Annotated in this window: 15 protein-coding genes; 1 reads left to right on the top strand and 14 read right to left on the bottom strand. The window is 60.4% G+C overall.

Annotated features, from left to right (window positions below):
• Window positions 1–5 precede the first annotated feature (5 nt).
• Genes fabZ through DXC52_RS01210 form a run of 8 tightly spaced genes read right to left on the bottom strand, consistent with a single transcriptional unit; the run spans window position 6 to window position 6,115 of the window.
• The gene (gene fabZ / locus DXC52_RS01245; RefSeq protein WP_022094192.1) at window positions 6–428 is read right to left on the bottom strand and encodes a 3-hydroxyacyl-ACP dehydratase FabZ; all 423 of its coding nucleotides are present in this window, start codon (window positions 426–428) and stop codon (window positions 6–8) included.
• A gap of 9 nt (window positions 429–437) precedes the next feature.
• Window positions 438–911 carry an acetyl-CoA carboxylase biotin carboxyl carrier protein gene (gene accB / locus DXC52_RS01240; protein WP_117745819.1) on the bottom strand — a complete coding sequence of 158 codons (474 nt, stop codon included), beginning with the start codon at window positions 909–911 and terminating at the stop codon, window positions 438–440.
• Window positions 912–914: 3 nt separating this feature from the next.
• Window positions 915–2,162, bottom strand: a complete 1,248-nt coding sequence (fabF, locus tag DXC52_RS01235) for a beta-ketoacyl-ACP synthase II (RefSeq protein ID WP_117745818.1) — start codon at window positions 2,160–2,162, stop codon at window positions 915–917.
• A gap of 39 nt (window positions 2,163–2,201) precedes the next feature.
• Window positions 2,202–2,975: a 3-oxoacyl-[acyl-carrier-protein] reductase gene (gene fabG / locus DXC52_RS01230; protein WP_117745817.1), complete on the bottom strand. Its 774-nt coding sequence runs from the start codon at window positions 2,973–2,975 to the stop codon at window positions 2,202–2,204.
• Window positions 2,976–3,005: 30 nt separating this feature from the next.
• The gene (locus DXC52_RS01225) at window positions 3,006–3,932 is read right to left on the bottom strand and encodes an ACP S-malonyltransferase (RefSeq protein WP_117745816.1); all 927 of its coding nucleotides are present in this window, start codon (window positions 3,930–3,932) and stop codon (window positions 3,006–3,008) included.
• The gene (gene fabK, locus DXC52_RS01220) at window positions 3,920–4,864 is read right to left on the bottom strand and encodes an enoyl-[acyl-carrier-protein] reductase FabK (RefSeq protein WP_117745815.1); all 945 of its coding nucleotides are present in this window, start codon (window positions 4,862–4,864) and stop codon (window positions 3,920–3,922) included. Before fabK ends, DXC52_RS01225 begins: the two co-directional genes overlap by 13 nt.
• Before the next feature lie 2 nt (window positions 4,865–4,866).
• On the bottom strand, window positions 4,867–5,103 hold the full coding sequence (locus tag DXC52_RS01215; protein ID WP_006235019.1) for an acyl carrier protein: 237 nt from the start codon (window positions 5,101–5,103) through the stop codon (window positions 4,867–4,869).
• Window positions 5,104–5,155: 52 nt separating this feature from the next.
• Entirely contained in the window at window positions 5,156–6,115 is a 960-nt protein-coding gene (locus DXC52_RS01210; protein WP_117745814.1) for a 3-oxoacyl-ACP synthase III family protein, read from the bottom strand.
• A 176-nt stretch (window positions 6,116–6,291) separates the two neighbouring features.
• Here DXC52_RS01210 and DXC52_RS01205 point away from each other — a divergent pair, with 176 nt between their 5' ends.
• Window positions 6,292–7,068, top strand: coding sequence for a biotin--[acetyl-CoA-carboxylase] ligase (locus DXC52_RS01205; protein WP_158554570.1), 777 nt, complete (start codon window positions 6,292–6,294; stop codon window positions 7,066–7,068).
• 116 nt (window positions 7,069–7,184) lie between these two features.
• Here DXC52_RS01205 and rpsJ read toward each other — a convergent pair whose 3' ends face one another.
• The 6 genes from rpsJ to DXC52_RS01175 form a co-directional block, all read right to left on the bottom strand.
• On the bottom strand, window positions 7,185–7,493 hold the full coding sequence (gene rpsJ, locus DXC52_RS01200; RefSeq protein WP_022094184.1) for a 30S ribosomal protein S10: 309 nt from the start codon (window positions 7,491–7,493) through the stop codon (window positions 7,185–7,187).
• 60 nt (window positions 7,494–7,553) lie between these two features.
• Window positions 7,554–9,653 carry an elongation factor G gene (gene fusA / locus DXC52_RS01195; RefSeq protein ID WP_022094183.1) on the bottom strand — a complete coding sequence of 700 codons (2,100 nt, stop codon included), beginning with the start codon at window positions 9,651–9,653 and terminating at the stop codon, window positions 7,554–7,556.
• A 19-nt stretch (window positions 9,654–9,672) separates the two neighbouring features.
• On the bottom strand, window positions 9,673–10,146 hold the full coding sequence (gene rpsG, locus DXC52_RS01190; RefSeq protein ID WP_006235013.1) for a 30S ribosomal protein S7: 474 nt from the start codon (window positions 10,144–10,146) through the stop codon (window positions 9,673–9,675).
• A gap of 73 nt (window positions 10,147–10,219) precedes the next feature.
• Complete coding sequence (rpsL, locus tag DXC52_RS01185) at window positions 10,220–10,597, bottom strand: 30S ribosomal protein S12 (RefSeq protein WP_006235012.1); 378 nt, start codon at window positions 10,595–10,597, stop codon at window positions 10,220–10,222.
• A 683-nt stretch (window positions 10,598–11,280) separates the two neighbouring features.
• On the bottom strand, window positions 11,281–12,357 hold the full coding sequence (locus DXC52_RS01180) for a DUF4179 domain-containing protein (protein WP_117745812.1): 1,077 nt from the start codon (window positions 12,355–12,357) through the stop codon (window positions 11,281–11,283).
• Window positions 12,308–12,826: an RNA polymerase sigma factor gene (locus DXC52_RS01175; RefSeq protein WP_117745811.1), complete on the bottom strand. Its 519-nt coding sequence runs from the start codon at window positions 12,824–12,826 to the stop codon at window positions 12,308–12,310. The genes DXC52_RS01180 and DXC52_RS01175 overlap by 50 nt, the downstream gene beginning before the upstream one ends.
• Between the last annotated feature and the right edge of the window lie 113 nt (window positions 12,827–12,939).

Here is a 12,939-nt window from a genome sequence, read left to right as displayed (position 1 = left end):
CTTCCTTAACTTTCGTGCATGAGTGCAAAGGACATATCGGCGCGGCAGCAAACCTCACCGTTGACGCTCGCAGTACCCGTCGCAAAGCGGAACGGCCCGCGCGCACGCGTGATGGTGCACACCAGATCAACCGTGTCGCCCGGGCGCACCGGACGCTTAAAGCGCACCTTATCGAGGCTCGTATAGAACGGCGTCGCGCCGCGCGCCTCCTCATCGCCCATCAGCAGCACGCAGCAGTTCTGGGCGAGCATCTCGCACTGAATCACGCCGGGGACGACCGGGTTTCCCGGAAAATGCCCCTGCAAAAAGTACTCGTCGCCCGTGATCGTGATCTTGCCGTGGGCCTCGTCGCCCACCAGCTCGGCCTCGTCGAGCAAAAGCATCGGCTCGCGATGCGGTAACAGCTTCTTGAGCTCTTCTTTGTTCATGGATATCACCTATCCGATCCTCATGAGGCAGCTGCCGAACTCCACGAGGTCGCCGTCGGCCACGCAGATCTCGAGCACCTCACCGTCTGCCTCGGCCGTCACCTCGTTGAGAACCTTCATGGCCTCGATGATGCAAAGGGTCTCGCCAGCCTTGACCTTGGAGCCCACGTGCACAAACGGTTCGTCGCCCGGCGCCGGGGCAGCATAGAAAACGCCGACCATGGGAGCGGTCACCTCGGTGCCCTTGGGCTCCGGTGCGGCGGCAGGTGTCTGCGCGGCGGGCTCCGGTGCGGCAGGCGCGACTGTGGGAGCTGCAACTGGAGCGGTCATAGCGCTCGGCATAGGCATGGGCACGGCAACCGGCTGCGCGGCGCTCGCGCGCTCGAGTTCGACCGCGGTGCCATCGGGCCCCTCAACGCGCACGCGCGTGAGGCCGCGGTCCTCCATCACATCGGCTATCTCGGCAAGTCTTTTGGAATCCATGCTCTAGCTCCTCGTATATCTACGCAGCGCGATGGCGGCGTTGTGCCCGCCAAAGCCTAGGTTGGTCGAAAGCGCCCAGGTAAGGTCGGCGCGAACTGCGCGATTGGGCGTGTAGTCAAGATCGCAGGCGGGATCGGGCGTGCGGTAGTTAATGGTCGGCGGCACCACGCCCTGCTCGAGCGCCATGGCGCAGGCCATGACCTCGATGGCGCCCGTGGCACCGATCATGTGGCCGGTCATCGACTTAGTCGACGAGACGTGCGCGGCGCGCGCCGCGTCCTCGCCGAGCGCACGCTTAATGCCCGCCGTCTCGGACGAATCGTTGAGCTTGGTCGATGTGCCGTGAGCATTGATGTAGAGACCCTCGGAAGGCCTGACGTCGCCCTCGGTCACCGCCAGCGATATCGCGCGGGCAATGCCGGCAGCCTCGGGATCAGGGCTCGTGATGTGATAGGCATCATCGGCGTTGCCGTAGCCCACGACCTCGGCATAAATGTGCGCACCGCGCGCCTGCGCATGTTCCATGCTCTCGAGCACGAGCACGCAGGCGCCCTCGCCCATCACAAAGCCATCGCGGCCTGCATCGAACGGGCGGCAAGCCGTCGCGGGATCAGGGTTGGTGGTCAATGCGCGGCAGGACGTAAAGCCCGCAACGGCATCGGGGATAATTGCGGCCTCGGCGCCGCCCGCGAGGATCGCGTCGGCATAGCCGTGCTTGATGGCGCGGAACGCCTCACCCACCGCATGGGCAGAAGTCGCGCAGGCAGTCACGACGGGCAGGGTCGGGCCCTTTGCCTTATGGCGAATCGCGATGTTGCCCGAAGCCATGTTGGGAATCATCATCGCGATCATGTAAGGCGATGCGCGACGAGGCCCCCGATCGGCGATCGTGTGGACGTTGTCGACGAGTGTCTGCATGCCGCCCACACCCGAGCCCACGTAGACGCCCAGGCGCTCTCGATCGATGGCGCCTTCGACATCAAAGCCCGCATCGTGCATAGCCTCGTCCGAAGCCGCCATCGCAAACTGAACGCAGGGGTCCAGATGCTTTGCATCACGCTTGCCAAAGTACTCGTTGCCGTCAAAGCCCTTGACCTCGGCCGCCACCTTGACGGCAAACGCATCGGTATCGAAGTGCGTGATCGGGCCGATGCCGCACGTGCCGGCGCACATGGCCGCCCAGGTGGCAAGCGCCGTGTTGCCGAGCGGCGATACGGCACCGATGCCGGTGATTGCAACTCTCTGTTCCATCATGGTCTCCTCATCCAAGCCGTTCTTCGGCCCTGGTTTCTACATCGCCATTCCGCCGTCGACGCGTACGACCTCGCCCGTAATGTAGGCAGCCGCGTCGCTCGCCAAAAAGCGCACCACGCCGGCCACTTCCTCGGGACGCGCCATGCGCCTCAGGGGAATCTGCTCCTCGCATGCCGCACGCACCTTATCCGATAGCTTTGCCGTCATATCGGTCTCGACAAACCCGGGTGCGACCGCGTTCACTCGTACGCCGCGGGGCGCAAGCTCGCGCGCTACCGCCTTGGTCAGGCCGATCACGCCCGCCTTAGAGGCAGCGTAGTTGGCCTGCCCGGCATTGCCCATCAGGCCCACAACCGAGCTCATGTTGACGACGCAGCCGCCGCGCTGGCGCATAAAGGTCTTGGTGAGCGCGCGCGTCGTGTTAAACGTTCCTTTAAGATTGACATCGAGCACGCGATCGAAGGCGTCATCGCCCATGCGCATGAGCAGGCCATCGCGGGTGATGCCAGCGTTGTTGACGAGCGCCCAAATGGAGCCAAAGTCGTTGAGGACCGCTTCCACGCACGCGTTGACGGCAGCGGGGTCGGCCACGTCACATTGATATGAGCGCGCCGTGGCGCCAGCCGCCTCGCAGGCGTCGCACGTCTCGCGCGCCGCATCGACGCTGCCGGCATAGACGACGGCGATATCGTAGCCATCCTCCGCCAGACCGATAGCGCAGGCGCGGCCGATACCCCGCGAGCCGCCCGTGACCAGTGCCACGCGACGTGAGTCGTTGCGCTCGAGCGCGCCATTGTTCAAGTTGCCCATGTCATTCCTTTCGGGTTACAGCCCTGTGGACTATGCGAGCTCGTCGGCAATAGCTGCGACCTGCTCGGCCGTCTCGCACAAATACACACGAACGTCGCTCAACGTATGCTTGACCAGGCCGGACAGCGTTTTGCCGGGGCCGACCTCAATAAATGTGTCGATGCCTTGATCCTGCAGAGCATGCAGCGTATCGACCCAGCGCACGGCATGGCTCACCTGATTGGCCAAGACATCCGATGCCGCTCGCGGGTCCGCCGGATAGGGCGCCGCCGTCATGTTTGCCATGACCGGAATCAGCAGCGGAGACGGCGCGTGGCCGGCCTGGATATACATCGCCAGCCCCTCTGTCGCCTCGGCCATATAGGGGCTATGAAATGCACCCGACACCGCGACCTTCATGGCGCGGCCGCCAGCCTCTTTTACTAGGACGTCGAGGGTCTGCAGCGCATCGGGCGCTCCGGCCACAACCGTCTGCTGGGGACTGTTGTAGTTGACCGGCCAGCAGTCCTCGCCGGCCTGCGCAGCCAGGTTCTCGACTTGCGCAGCATCAAGTTTGATGACGGCGCGCATGCCGCCGGGGTGACGCTCGGCCGCCGTGGCCATCAATGCCGCGCGCTCACACACAAGCTCAAAACCCGCTCGCGTATCGAATGTCCCCGCAAAGGTGAGTGCAGCGACCTCGCCCAGCGAGAATCCCGCACAGGCGGCAGGCACCACGCCGCGCTCGCGCAGGGCGACGGCGACAGCCAAGTCGTGCACGAACACGCAAGGCTGCGTGTTCTCGGTCTGCGAGAGCTCCTCCTTGGAGGCGCTCCGGCACTGCTCGCTGGTCCCCGGGCGCACCTCGTCGGCGATCGCGAACACCTCGGCAGCCGCCGGCGATGCCTCGATGAGGTCGACGCCCATCGCGGGGTGTTGGGCACCCTGGCCGGCAAACAGAAACGCTACGCTACCCATGCGGACGCACCCTTCAGGACGCGCTCGGCGCCATCGACCAGATCGTCAACGATTTCGCGTGCGCTCTGACGCTCGTTGACCATGCCGGCAATCTGTCCACACAAAAACGAACCCTCTTCGTAGTTGCCGTCCTTGGCGGCCTTACGCAGCGCACCGGTTCCCATAGTACCGAGCTCCTCGGCACTCGCGCCGGAACCCTCGCTCTTGGCATAGGCGTTGGTGAAGGGGCTCTTGAGGGCGCGCACTGGATGTCCCGTCGACCGACCGGTCGCACGCGTTGAAGTGTCGTTGGCCTTCAGGACCATCTCTTTGTACTGCTCCGAGACGGTGCACTCGTCTGCGACCAGAAAGCGCGTACCCACTTGCACGCCTTCGGCGCCCAGCATAAAGGCGGCCGCCACGCCGCGGCCGTCGGCAATACCGCCGGCGGCCACGACGGGAATGTCAACCGCATCGACGACCTGCGGCACCAGTGCCATCGTCGAGGTCTCGCCAATGTGGCCACCCGATTCGGTACCCTCGGCAACAACCGCCGTGGCTCCACGACGTGCCACGAGGCGCGCCAGCGCCACCGAGGCAACGACCGGGATGACCTTGATGCCCGCCTCGTTCCACGCCTTCATGTACTTGGCGGGATTGCCGGCGCCCGTCACGACGACCGGCACTCGCTCGTCAATCACGACCTGTGCAACCTCGTCGGCAAACGGGCTCATGAGCATGACGTTGACGCCAAAGGGCTTATCCGTCTTGGCGCGCAGCTCATGAATCTGGTCGCGAAGCCAGTTGGCGTCGGCGTTCATGGCCGCGATGATGCCTAAGCCACCCGCCTCGGACACTGCGGACGCCAGCGAGGCATCGGCAATCCAGGCCATACCGCCCTGGAACACGGGCTTTTCGATGCCGAGCAGATCGCAGAGAGGAGTCTTGAGCATCTCTACTTCTCCAATGCCGCCTCGACCGTATCGGCGAACTCGCCGACCGTCTTGGGGTTCTCCTCGGTATCGAGCTGGATGCCAAACTCGTCCTCGACGGCAACGAGGATCTCGACGGTGCCCAGGCTGTCGAGACCAATCTCCTCGAGCGTGGACTCGGGCTTCATCTCGACATCGTCAAGACCGGCGGTCTCGCGGATAACGTCGCAAACGCGCTCGAAGGTCTTCTGATCTGCCATGGTAGTTCTCCTTTGTTTGTGCCCTAGGGGCGTTTTTATTTCCTATGTGCGACTACTTCCAACGAAGCAGATAGCCACCTATATCCAGACCGGCGCCAAATCCAACCAAGGCGATGGTGTCGCCTGTGTGAAGTGCACCGGCGTTTGCCAGCCGGTCGAGGGCAAGCGGAATGCATGCGCTCGAAATGTTGCCGGTCTCGCGCAACGTGCGAACCACGCGCTCGTCCGGCACGCCCAGGCGCTTGACCGCCTGGCTCAGGATTCGTTCGTTAGCCTGATGGAATACAAAATGATCGATGTCTTCGACCAAAATGCCCGCATCGATCGCAAGCTTATGGACCGTGTCGCAGATGGCGTTGACGCCGAACTTGAACACGCGGCGGCCGTTCATGGACAGCACGCTCGCGCTATCTGCGGAAGCCCTAAACGGCGAGGTACCGACCAGACCGGGAACGCGCAACGTCTCGACGTCGGGCGCCGTCGAAAGCTCAACGGCAAGGGGGTTGTCTCCCCCAGCTTCAATCACTGCGGCGCCTGCCCCATCGCCAAAAAGCACGCAGGTGGCACGGTCGGTCCAGTCGAGCGCGCGCGTCATCTGCTCGGCAGCAACAACAAGCACGCGCTCGGCACGGCTGCGGGCGATATAGCCCTCGGCGACATCGAGCGCAAATACGAAGCCGGCACAAGCCGCCGAGACATCGAAGGCAGGGCACGTCGCGCCAAGTCGCTCAGCAACGGCACACGCCTCGGCGGGAACAAGGTGGTCACCCGTCGTCGTCGAGCAGACGATCAGATCCAGCTGGCTCGCGTCGATTCCGGACACCTGGAGTGCCCGCTCGCTCGCTGCTACGGCAAGGTCGTCAAGTGACTCGGTGGTGCAGACGTGGCGGCTCTTGATACCTGTGCGAGTAAAAATCCACTCATCCGAGGTATCGAGGAACTCAGACAGCTCGTCATTGGAAACACTGCGCTCAGGAAGTGCCGAACCTGTTCCAAGAATCGTGAAACCCATCACTAACCTCCTTTGAGTTGTTGACGTGTTTACATCGACCAAGAGAGGATAACGCATTTCAGTCTTTGTTGACGTGTTAACATTAAATTGTCCAAATGCGACAAAGGCTTCACATTGTGTCTATCTCTCGACACCATTGCGTCATTCACTTATTCAATAAGGAGGTAGCAGCCGCTATGGATGCCCAATTAACGATTGTCGATGTAACCGGATCGACCAACGATGACCTGCTCGAGGCAGGAAAACAGGGTGCGCCGCACGGCACAGGACTTGCCGCCCGCGCGCAAACGGCAGGACGCGGCCGGCGCGGCCACAAGTGGGATTCAACCGCCGGCAACCTATTGCTTTCGATTGTCCTGCGTCCATGCGTTAATCCCGCAAAGTACTCTGGTCTTGCCGCCGTCAGCGGCCTAGCGGTGCTCGAAGCACTCGAAAAGCAAGGCCTTGCAAGCGAAATAGCCCTCAAGTGGCCCAACGACCTGGTCGCGCGAGGACGCAAGCTCGGCGGCATTCTGGTCGAGGCCGCACGCGATAACGAAGGCAAACCTTTCGCCGTCTGCGGCATTGGTGTCAACGTAAACTACACGCCCCAAGAGGTGCCCGATGGCGGCCTGGCGGCAATTGGCCTCTCGGACCTCAACGAGAGCGTTCCCGCCGTCGACATGCTCCTCGATGAGGTCTATCACGCAGTTATAGACGCTGTAGATACCTGGGCAGAGCGCCTCAACGCCATGGAAGAAAACGCCGGACCGCTCGCGCCCGTCCACGACGAATATGTCGCACACCTCAATTGGATTGGGGAGCACGTTATCGCCCGCTCCCCCGCTGGAGACGAGCTGGCACGCGGCATATTTAGAACGGTCGACGATTGCGGCCGCGCAAGCATTGAGACCGAGAGCGGCTTGTGCGTCTTCCACTTCGAAGAAGCGTCCTTGCGCCCCCTGAGCGAATAGGGCGCCGCAGCCATCAGCTCGGCAGACGAATTCGCTATCCCAAAATCTAAACTCAAAACAAAAGAGCCCCGCTACCAAGATGGCAGCGGGGCTCTATAAGCTATGAGCGATATCGCTTAGAGCTTGATGTCGATGTCGACGCCAGCGGGGAGGTCGAGACGCATGAGCGAATCAACGGTGCCCGAGGTGGGGTCGAGGATGTCGATGAGGCGCTTGTGGGTGCGCATCTCGAACTGCTCACGGGAGTCCTTGTTCACGTGCGGCGAGCGGATAACCGTGTACAGGTTGCGCTCGGTGGGCAGGGGGACAGGACCGGAAACGCGAGCGCCGGTCTTCTGAGCGGTCTCGACGATGAGCTTCGCGGACTGATCGACGACCTCGTGATCATAGCCCTTGAGGCGAATGCGGATCTTCTGGGTAGCCAACTTAAACCTCCAAAGAGTGCGAGAGATGTTCTCGCGGATTACGTAACAGGGAGCTCGAACTTAGGCGTTCTTGCTCATGACCTCGTCCACGATGGACTTGGGCGCGGGCTCATAAGAGTCGAACTGCATCGTGTAGGATGCACGGCCCTGGGTCTGGGAGCGAAGGTCGGTAGCGTAACCGAACATCTCGCCCAGCGGCACCTTGGCACGGATGAGCTTGCTGTTCTTGCGATCCTCCATGCCCTCGATCTTGCCGCGGCGACCGGAGAGGTTGCCCATAACGTCGCCCATGTACTGCTCAGGGGTCTCGACCTCGACAGCCATGATCGGCTCGAGCAGCTGCGGATCGGACTTCTTGAGGGCGTCCTTGATAGCCATGGAACCGGCGATCTTGAAGGCGGCCTCGGAGGAGTCGACCTCGTGGTAAGAACCGTCGAACAGGGTGACCTTAACGTCGAGGACCGGGAAGCCGGCGATAACACCGGTGTTCAGGGCCTCCTGGATGCCCTTGTCGATGGACGGGATGTACTCCTTGGGCACGACGCCGCCGACGATAGCGTTGACGAACTCGTAGCCGAAGCCCTCCTCCATCTTCTCGAGCTTGATGACGGCGTGGCCGTACTGACCGCGACCGCCGGACTGACGGACGAACTTGCCCTCAGCCTTCTCGACGTCGTGACCAGCGGTCTCGCGGTAGGCAACCTGGGGCTTACCAACGTTAGCGTCAACCTTGAACTCGCGGAGCAGACGGTCGACGATGATCTCGAGGTGCAGCTCGCCCATGCCGGCGATGATGGTCTGGCCGGTCTCGTGGTTGGTGGACACCTGGAAGGTCGGGTCCTCCTCGGCGAGCTTGGTCAGAGCCAGGGACATCTTGTCCTGCTCGGCCTTGGTCTTGGGCTCGATGGCAACGTCGATAACGGGCTTAGCGAACTCGATCTTCTCGAGGACGATCTCCTTGCCCTCGGCGCACAGGGTGTCACCGGTGGTGGAGTTCTTGAAGCCGACGCAAGCGACAATGTCGCCGGCGGCAGCGTCGTCACGGTCGATACGCTCGGCGGCGTTCATCTCGAGGATGCGGCCGAGGCGCTCGCGCTGACCGTTGGAAGCGTTAACAACGTAGGAGCCGGACTCGGCGCGGCCGGAGTAAACGCGGACGTAGGTGAGCTTACCGACGAACGGGTCGGTCATGATCTTGAAGACCAGGCCGGAGAAGGGCTCGTCGAAGGAAGGATGACGCTGGATCTCCTCGCCGGTGTCCGGATCGGTACCGGTGACGGCCTCAACGTCGAGCGGGCTGGGCAGGTAGTCGACGACAGCGTCGAGCAGCTCCTGAACGCCCTTGTTCTTGTAGGCGGAGCCCACGAAGACGAGGTTGAGCTCGTTGGCCAGAACGCCCTTGCGCAGAGCGGCCTTAAGCTCCTCGACGGTGAAGTCCTCCTCCATGAGGATCTTCTCCATGAGCTCGTCGTCAAAGCTGGCAGCAGCGTCGAGGAGCTCCTCGCGCTTGGTGGCAGCAATGTCGGCAAACTCGGCCGGGATCTCGTCCATCGGCTCGGGGTAGGTCATACCCTTCTCGTCGGCCTTGAAGTCCCATGCAGTCATGGTAACGAGGTCGATGACGCCCCAGAAGTTGTCCTCGGCGCCCATCGGGACCTGAGCGGCCACAGCATTGGCGTCGAGACGATCCTTCATGGTCTCGATAGCGTTGAAGAAGTCAGCGCCCACGCGGTCATACTTGTTGATGAAGGCGATGCGGGGGACGTTGAAGGTAGAAGCCTGACGCCAAACGGTCTCAGACTGGGGCTGAACGCCGGCAACGGCGTCGAAGACGGCGACAGCGCCATCGAGGACGCGCAGGCAGCGCTCGACCTCAGCGGTGAAGTCAACGTGGCCCGGGGTGTCGATGATCTGGATGCGGTAGTCCTTACCGTCCTTGTTCCAGAAGCAGGTGGTAGCAGCGGAGGTAATGGTTACGCCGCGCTCCTGCTCCTGAACCATCCAGTCCATGGTGGCAGCGCCCTCATGGACCTCACCGATCTTGTGGGTCTTACCGGTGTAGTAAAGAATACGCTCGGTCGTGGTGGTCTTACCAGCATCGATGTGGGCCATGATGCCGATGTTACGGGTATCGGAAAGCTTGTACTTAGGCTTAGCCATGTTAGTTCCTTACCTTAACTTACCAACGATAGTGAGAGAACGCGCGGTTGGCCTCGGCCATCTTGAAGACGTCCTCACGCTTCTTGACGGAAGCGCCCAGGCCGTTGGAAGCGTCGAGGATCTCGTTGGCGAGACGCTCGGCCATGGTCTTCTCCTTGCGAGCGCGGGAGAAGTTGACAATCCAGCGGATGCCCAGAGCGGTGGAACGACGGGAGTTGACCTCCATCGGGACCTGATAGGTAGCGCCACCAACACGCTTGGGCTTAACCTCGAGCGTGGGCTTGACGTTGTCCATAGCCTTCTTGAAGGTAGCGAGAGCGTCGCCACCCTCGGACTTCTCGGCAACGATCTCGAAAGCGGTGTAAACGATGCGCTCAGCGGTGGCCTTCTTGCCGTCAAGAAGGACCTTGTTGATGAGCTGAGTCACCAGGCGGTTGTTGTAAACGGCGTCAGGCTGAACCTCACGACGATTAGCTGCTGCACGACGCGGCATGTGAAATCTCCTTAAGTGTCTACCGTGCGGCGCTTAGGCGGCACACGGCGAAAGTATCAAAACGTTATCTGGCTTATTTAGCCTTGGGGCGCTTAGCACCGTACTTGGAACGGGCCTGCATACGGTTCTGGACCGGAGCAGCGTCGTAGGCGCCACGGATGACGTGATAACGGACACCAGGGAGGTCACGGACACGACCGCCGCGGACGAGCACGATGGAGTGCTCCTGCAGGTTGTGGCCCTCACCCGGGATGTAAGCAGTAACTTCGATGCCGTTGACAAGGCGAACACGGGCAACCTTACGAAGAGCCGAGTTCGGCTTCTTGGGGCTCGTGGTGAAGACGCGGGTGCACACGCCGCGCTTCTGGGAGTTGTGCTGCAGAGCAGCGTTCTTGGACTTCTTGGGCACGGAACGACGGCCCTGGCGAACCAGCTGGTTAATAGTAGGCAAAGCGTACTCCTTCTCGAATGATTCCAGCTTTCTGTAAAGTGCAACGGCTTGAATCGAGGGGTCAGCATCCCCCTACGAAACACGCAGTTCGATAGGATACGTGGCGTTAGCTGTGCCGTCAACAGACCACGCCGCCGGGCGTATCCCAAAATTGGCACATTTCCGCAAAGCCTACACAAAAGGAATCCCCTCCTGTGCGCGGGGGCGGATTCCCGGGCCGGGCGGCACAGGGGTTAAGTTTGCTGCTCTACAGTCCTGGCTCGCACGGAGGCCACATTAAGTGGCCTCCGGCTCGTGCGGAACTCGCGACAAACTTAATCCCCTGTGCCGCCCGGCCCGGGAATCCGACGTGATCGTTGGGGCAACGTTCCCTGGCAAATAGGGACAGGTTTATTTTGGTCGGTTTTATCTGGGAAAATGTCGCGCTCCAGCGGTGATCTGCTCTCACCTGTCGCATGGAAATCGGCGGCGCTTTCGGAAGTATGCGGTAAATTCTGGACCTGCCGAGCACGCCGGGGTTTTGCGATAATAAACCCGCGGGCAGAGCGCTTGAGCATATGCGGTGTGGTCGACCCATCGAGATTTTGCCGCATACTTCCGAAATTCAGGCGAATATCGCTCAAAATAACCGTCCATATAACGCAAAATAGGCCGCTTCCCCTCTTGGGAAGCGGCCCCAAATCTTACGAATAGATGATGGTAAAGGGTACTTCTGTTTCGGTCTCTCCTGTTGACGTGCACCTCGTGCCCTCAAGCGTTACTGAGACCACTTGGTCGACATCAATCAACTTCGTTGGCACCCAGATGTTCTCTCCGCTATTGCGCGCATAAGAAAAATATAAGTTGAACACCCCTGCGTCGTCATCTTCGATAATCTGCTCCGATCCATCCTTGTAGCTGACGGTCAGCTTATTATCAACTGCTTCATAGCCCAAATCATCGATGTGCGTCTGGATGGAAAACGGACTAATCTCAAGAGGCGAGTCACCGGAGCGGAGTTCCTTTGTATCGACGTACGCTCCAATATTGAACTCGGGTGTCGACGCCTCAAACCGCCTCGCACTCTCACCTTCACCCTCGGTCCAGTGGATATTCCAGGTGACAGCATGTTGCAAATCTCGCTCGCGATCCATAGCGGCAAAGTACATCGTGCCATTAATGACAGTATCGCTTGATGTGTCCTTATCAATTGTGCTGCGTGTGTCAGGCCATTCCTCGCCGAACTTCATATCGGGCGTGCCGATGCCCTGCTCTTCTTCACCATAGAGAACAAGTTCGCCAATCTCTGCTGCTGGCTTGTAGTAGTTAACTCCATTTGGATTGGACAACGTAAACGTCACGGCTCCGCAGCCGTTTTGGTCGATTGCCATCTCATGGATATCAAGCGTATAGCCGTTGCCCTCGACGGACAGATTAACCTCCTGGACTGCGCCTTCCAGGCTTTGGGGCGCGATGCCATCGCCAAACTCTCTGGTGTAGGTATATTTAGTTCCCGATGAGCCGCCGTTGGTCCAGGTAATGGAATCCCCGTTGCCGTGGTTTCCCCAGGCAGAGGCAAAATAACTGGAATTGACGACGGCGTAGGCGACCCCTCCGGTCGCCAGCACTCCGGCAAGGCATCCGATCACGGCAACATACAGAGGCTTCGCGTGACCCTTTCGGCGAAGCGGCTCACCAGCAGCGGCATAAAGAACACGGTCAGCAAGATCGCTATCGGCTTGGACGGACTCGAAGGCCTGCTTGATTTGATTGGATTTCACGGTCGCCCTCCTCTAGGATGAATTTGAGCTTCGTTCGACCGCGAGCTAAACGCGTTCGAACGGTCGCGGCTGGCACATGCAGTAACTCGGCAATCTCTGAGGTCGAAAAGCCCAGATAGTAATAGAGCATGATGGGAACACGGAATCGTTCCGGAAGTCGCATAACGTCTGACAGGACCGCCTTGGTCTCCTCCTGCGCCGTCGAAAGCGAATCGGCCAGGTTCTCAATATCCTCCACACGCCTCCATGGCTTTCGAAAGAGAGATTTGCATTCATTGATCGTGACCCGGATAAGCCATCGACGAAGATGTTCCCAGCTTTCAAATTGCGCATCGCTTTTGAGTAACTTCAGAAAGACGTCTTGAGCGACATCGTCGGCATCGGCACGATCGCGCAGATACGTCAATGCGATTCGAAACACGACATCCCTGTGATCTTCGACCGCCTGTCTAAAAGCTTGTTCTTCCATAATCACCTCCCGGTGACGTTAATGATTCTTGATGAGGCCCTCACCATAGATACGCTCTTGCCGGACGAAATGTTTCAAATTCAAGCAGGAAAAACCTACCAAAAAAACCTGTC

Source organism: Collinsella sp. TF05-9AC, assembly GCF_003438495.1.
Lineage (GTDB): Bacteria > Actinomycetota > Coriobacteriia > Coriobacteriales > Coriobacteriaceae > Collinsella.
The sequence above is the reverse complement of the archived record's forward strand: the minus strand, read 5'-3'. Positions and strand labels throughout refer to the sequence as shown.

What these genes read in the sequence shown, in the direction of transcription:
- fabZ (WP_022094192.1), bottom strand. Translation starts at nt 428, where the DNA reads ATGAACAAAGAAGAGCTCAAGAAGCTGTTACCGCATCGCGAGCCGATG.
- accB (WP_117745819.1), bottom strand. Translation starts at nt 911, where the DNA reads ATGGATTCCAAAAGACTTGCCGAGATAGCCGATGTGATGGAGGACCGC.
- fabF (WP_117745818.1), bottom strand. Translation starts at nt 2,162, where the DNA reads ATGGAACAGAGAGTTGCAATCACCGGCATCGGTGCCGTATCGCCGCTC.
- fabG (WP_117745817.1), bottom strand. Translation starts at nt 2,975, where the DNA reads ATGGGCAACTTGAACAATGGCGCGCTCGAGCGCAACGACTCACGTCGC.
- DXC52_RS01225 (WP_117745816.1), bottom strand. Translation starts at nt 3,932, where the DNA reads ATGGGTAGCGTAGCGTTTCTGTTTGCCGGCCAGGGTGCCCAACACCCC.
- fabK (WP_117745815.1), bottom strand. Translation starts at nt 4,864, where the DNA reads ATGCTCAAGACTCCTCTCTGCGATCTGCTCGGCATCGAAAAGCCCGTG.
- DXC52_RS01215 (WP_006235019.1), bottom strand. Translation starts at nt 5,103, where the DNA reads ATGGCAGATCAGAAGACCTTCGAGCGCGTTTGCGACGTTATCCGCGAG.
- DXC52_RS01210 (WP_117745814.1), bottom strand. Translation starts at nt 6,115, where the DNA reads ATGGGTTTCACGATTCTTGGAACAGGTTCGGCACTTCCTGAGCGCAGT.
- DXC52_RS01205 (WP_158554570.1), top strand. Translation starts at nt 6,292, where the DNA reads ATGGATGCCCAATTAACGATTGTCGATGTAACCGGATCGACCAACGAT.
- fusA (WP_022094183.1), bottom strand. Translation starts at nt 9,653, where the DNA reads ATGGCTAAGCCTAAGTACAAGCTTTCCGATACCCGTAACATCGGCATC.
- rpsG (WP_006235013.1), bottom strand. Translation starts at nt 10,146, where the DNA reads ATGCCGCGTCGTGCAGCAGCTAATCGTCGTGAGGTTCAGCCTGACGCC.
- DXC52_RS01175 (WP_117745811.1), bottom strand. Translation starts at nt 12,826, where the DNA reads ATGGAAGAACAAGCTTTTAGACAGGCGGTCGAAGATCACAGGGATGTC.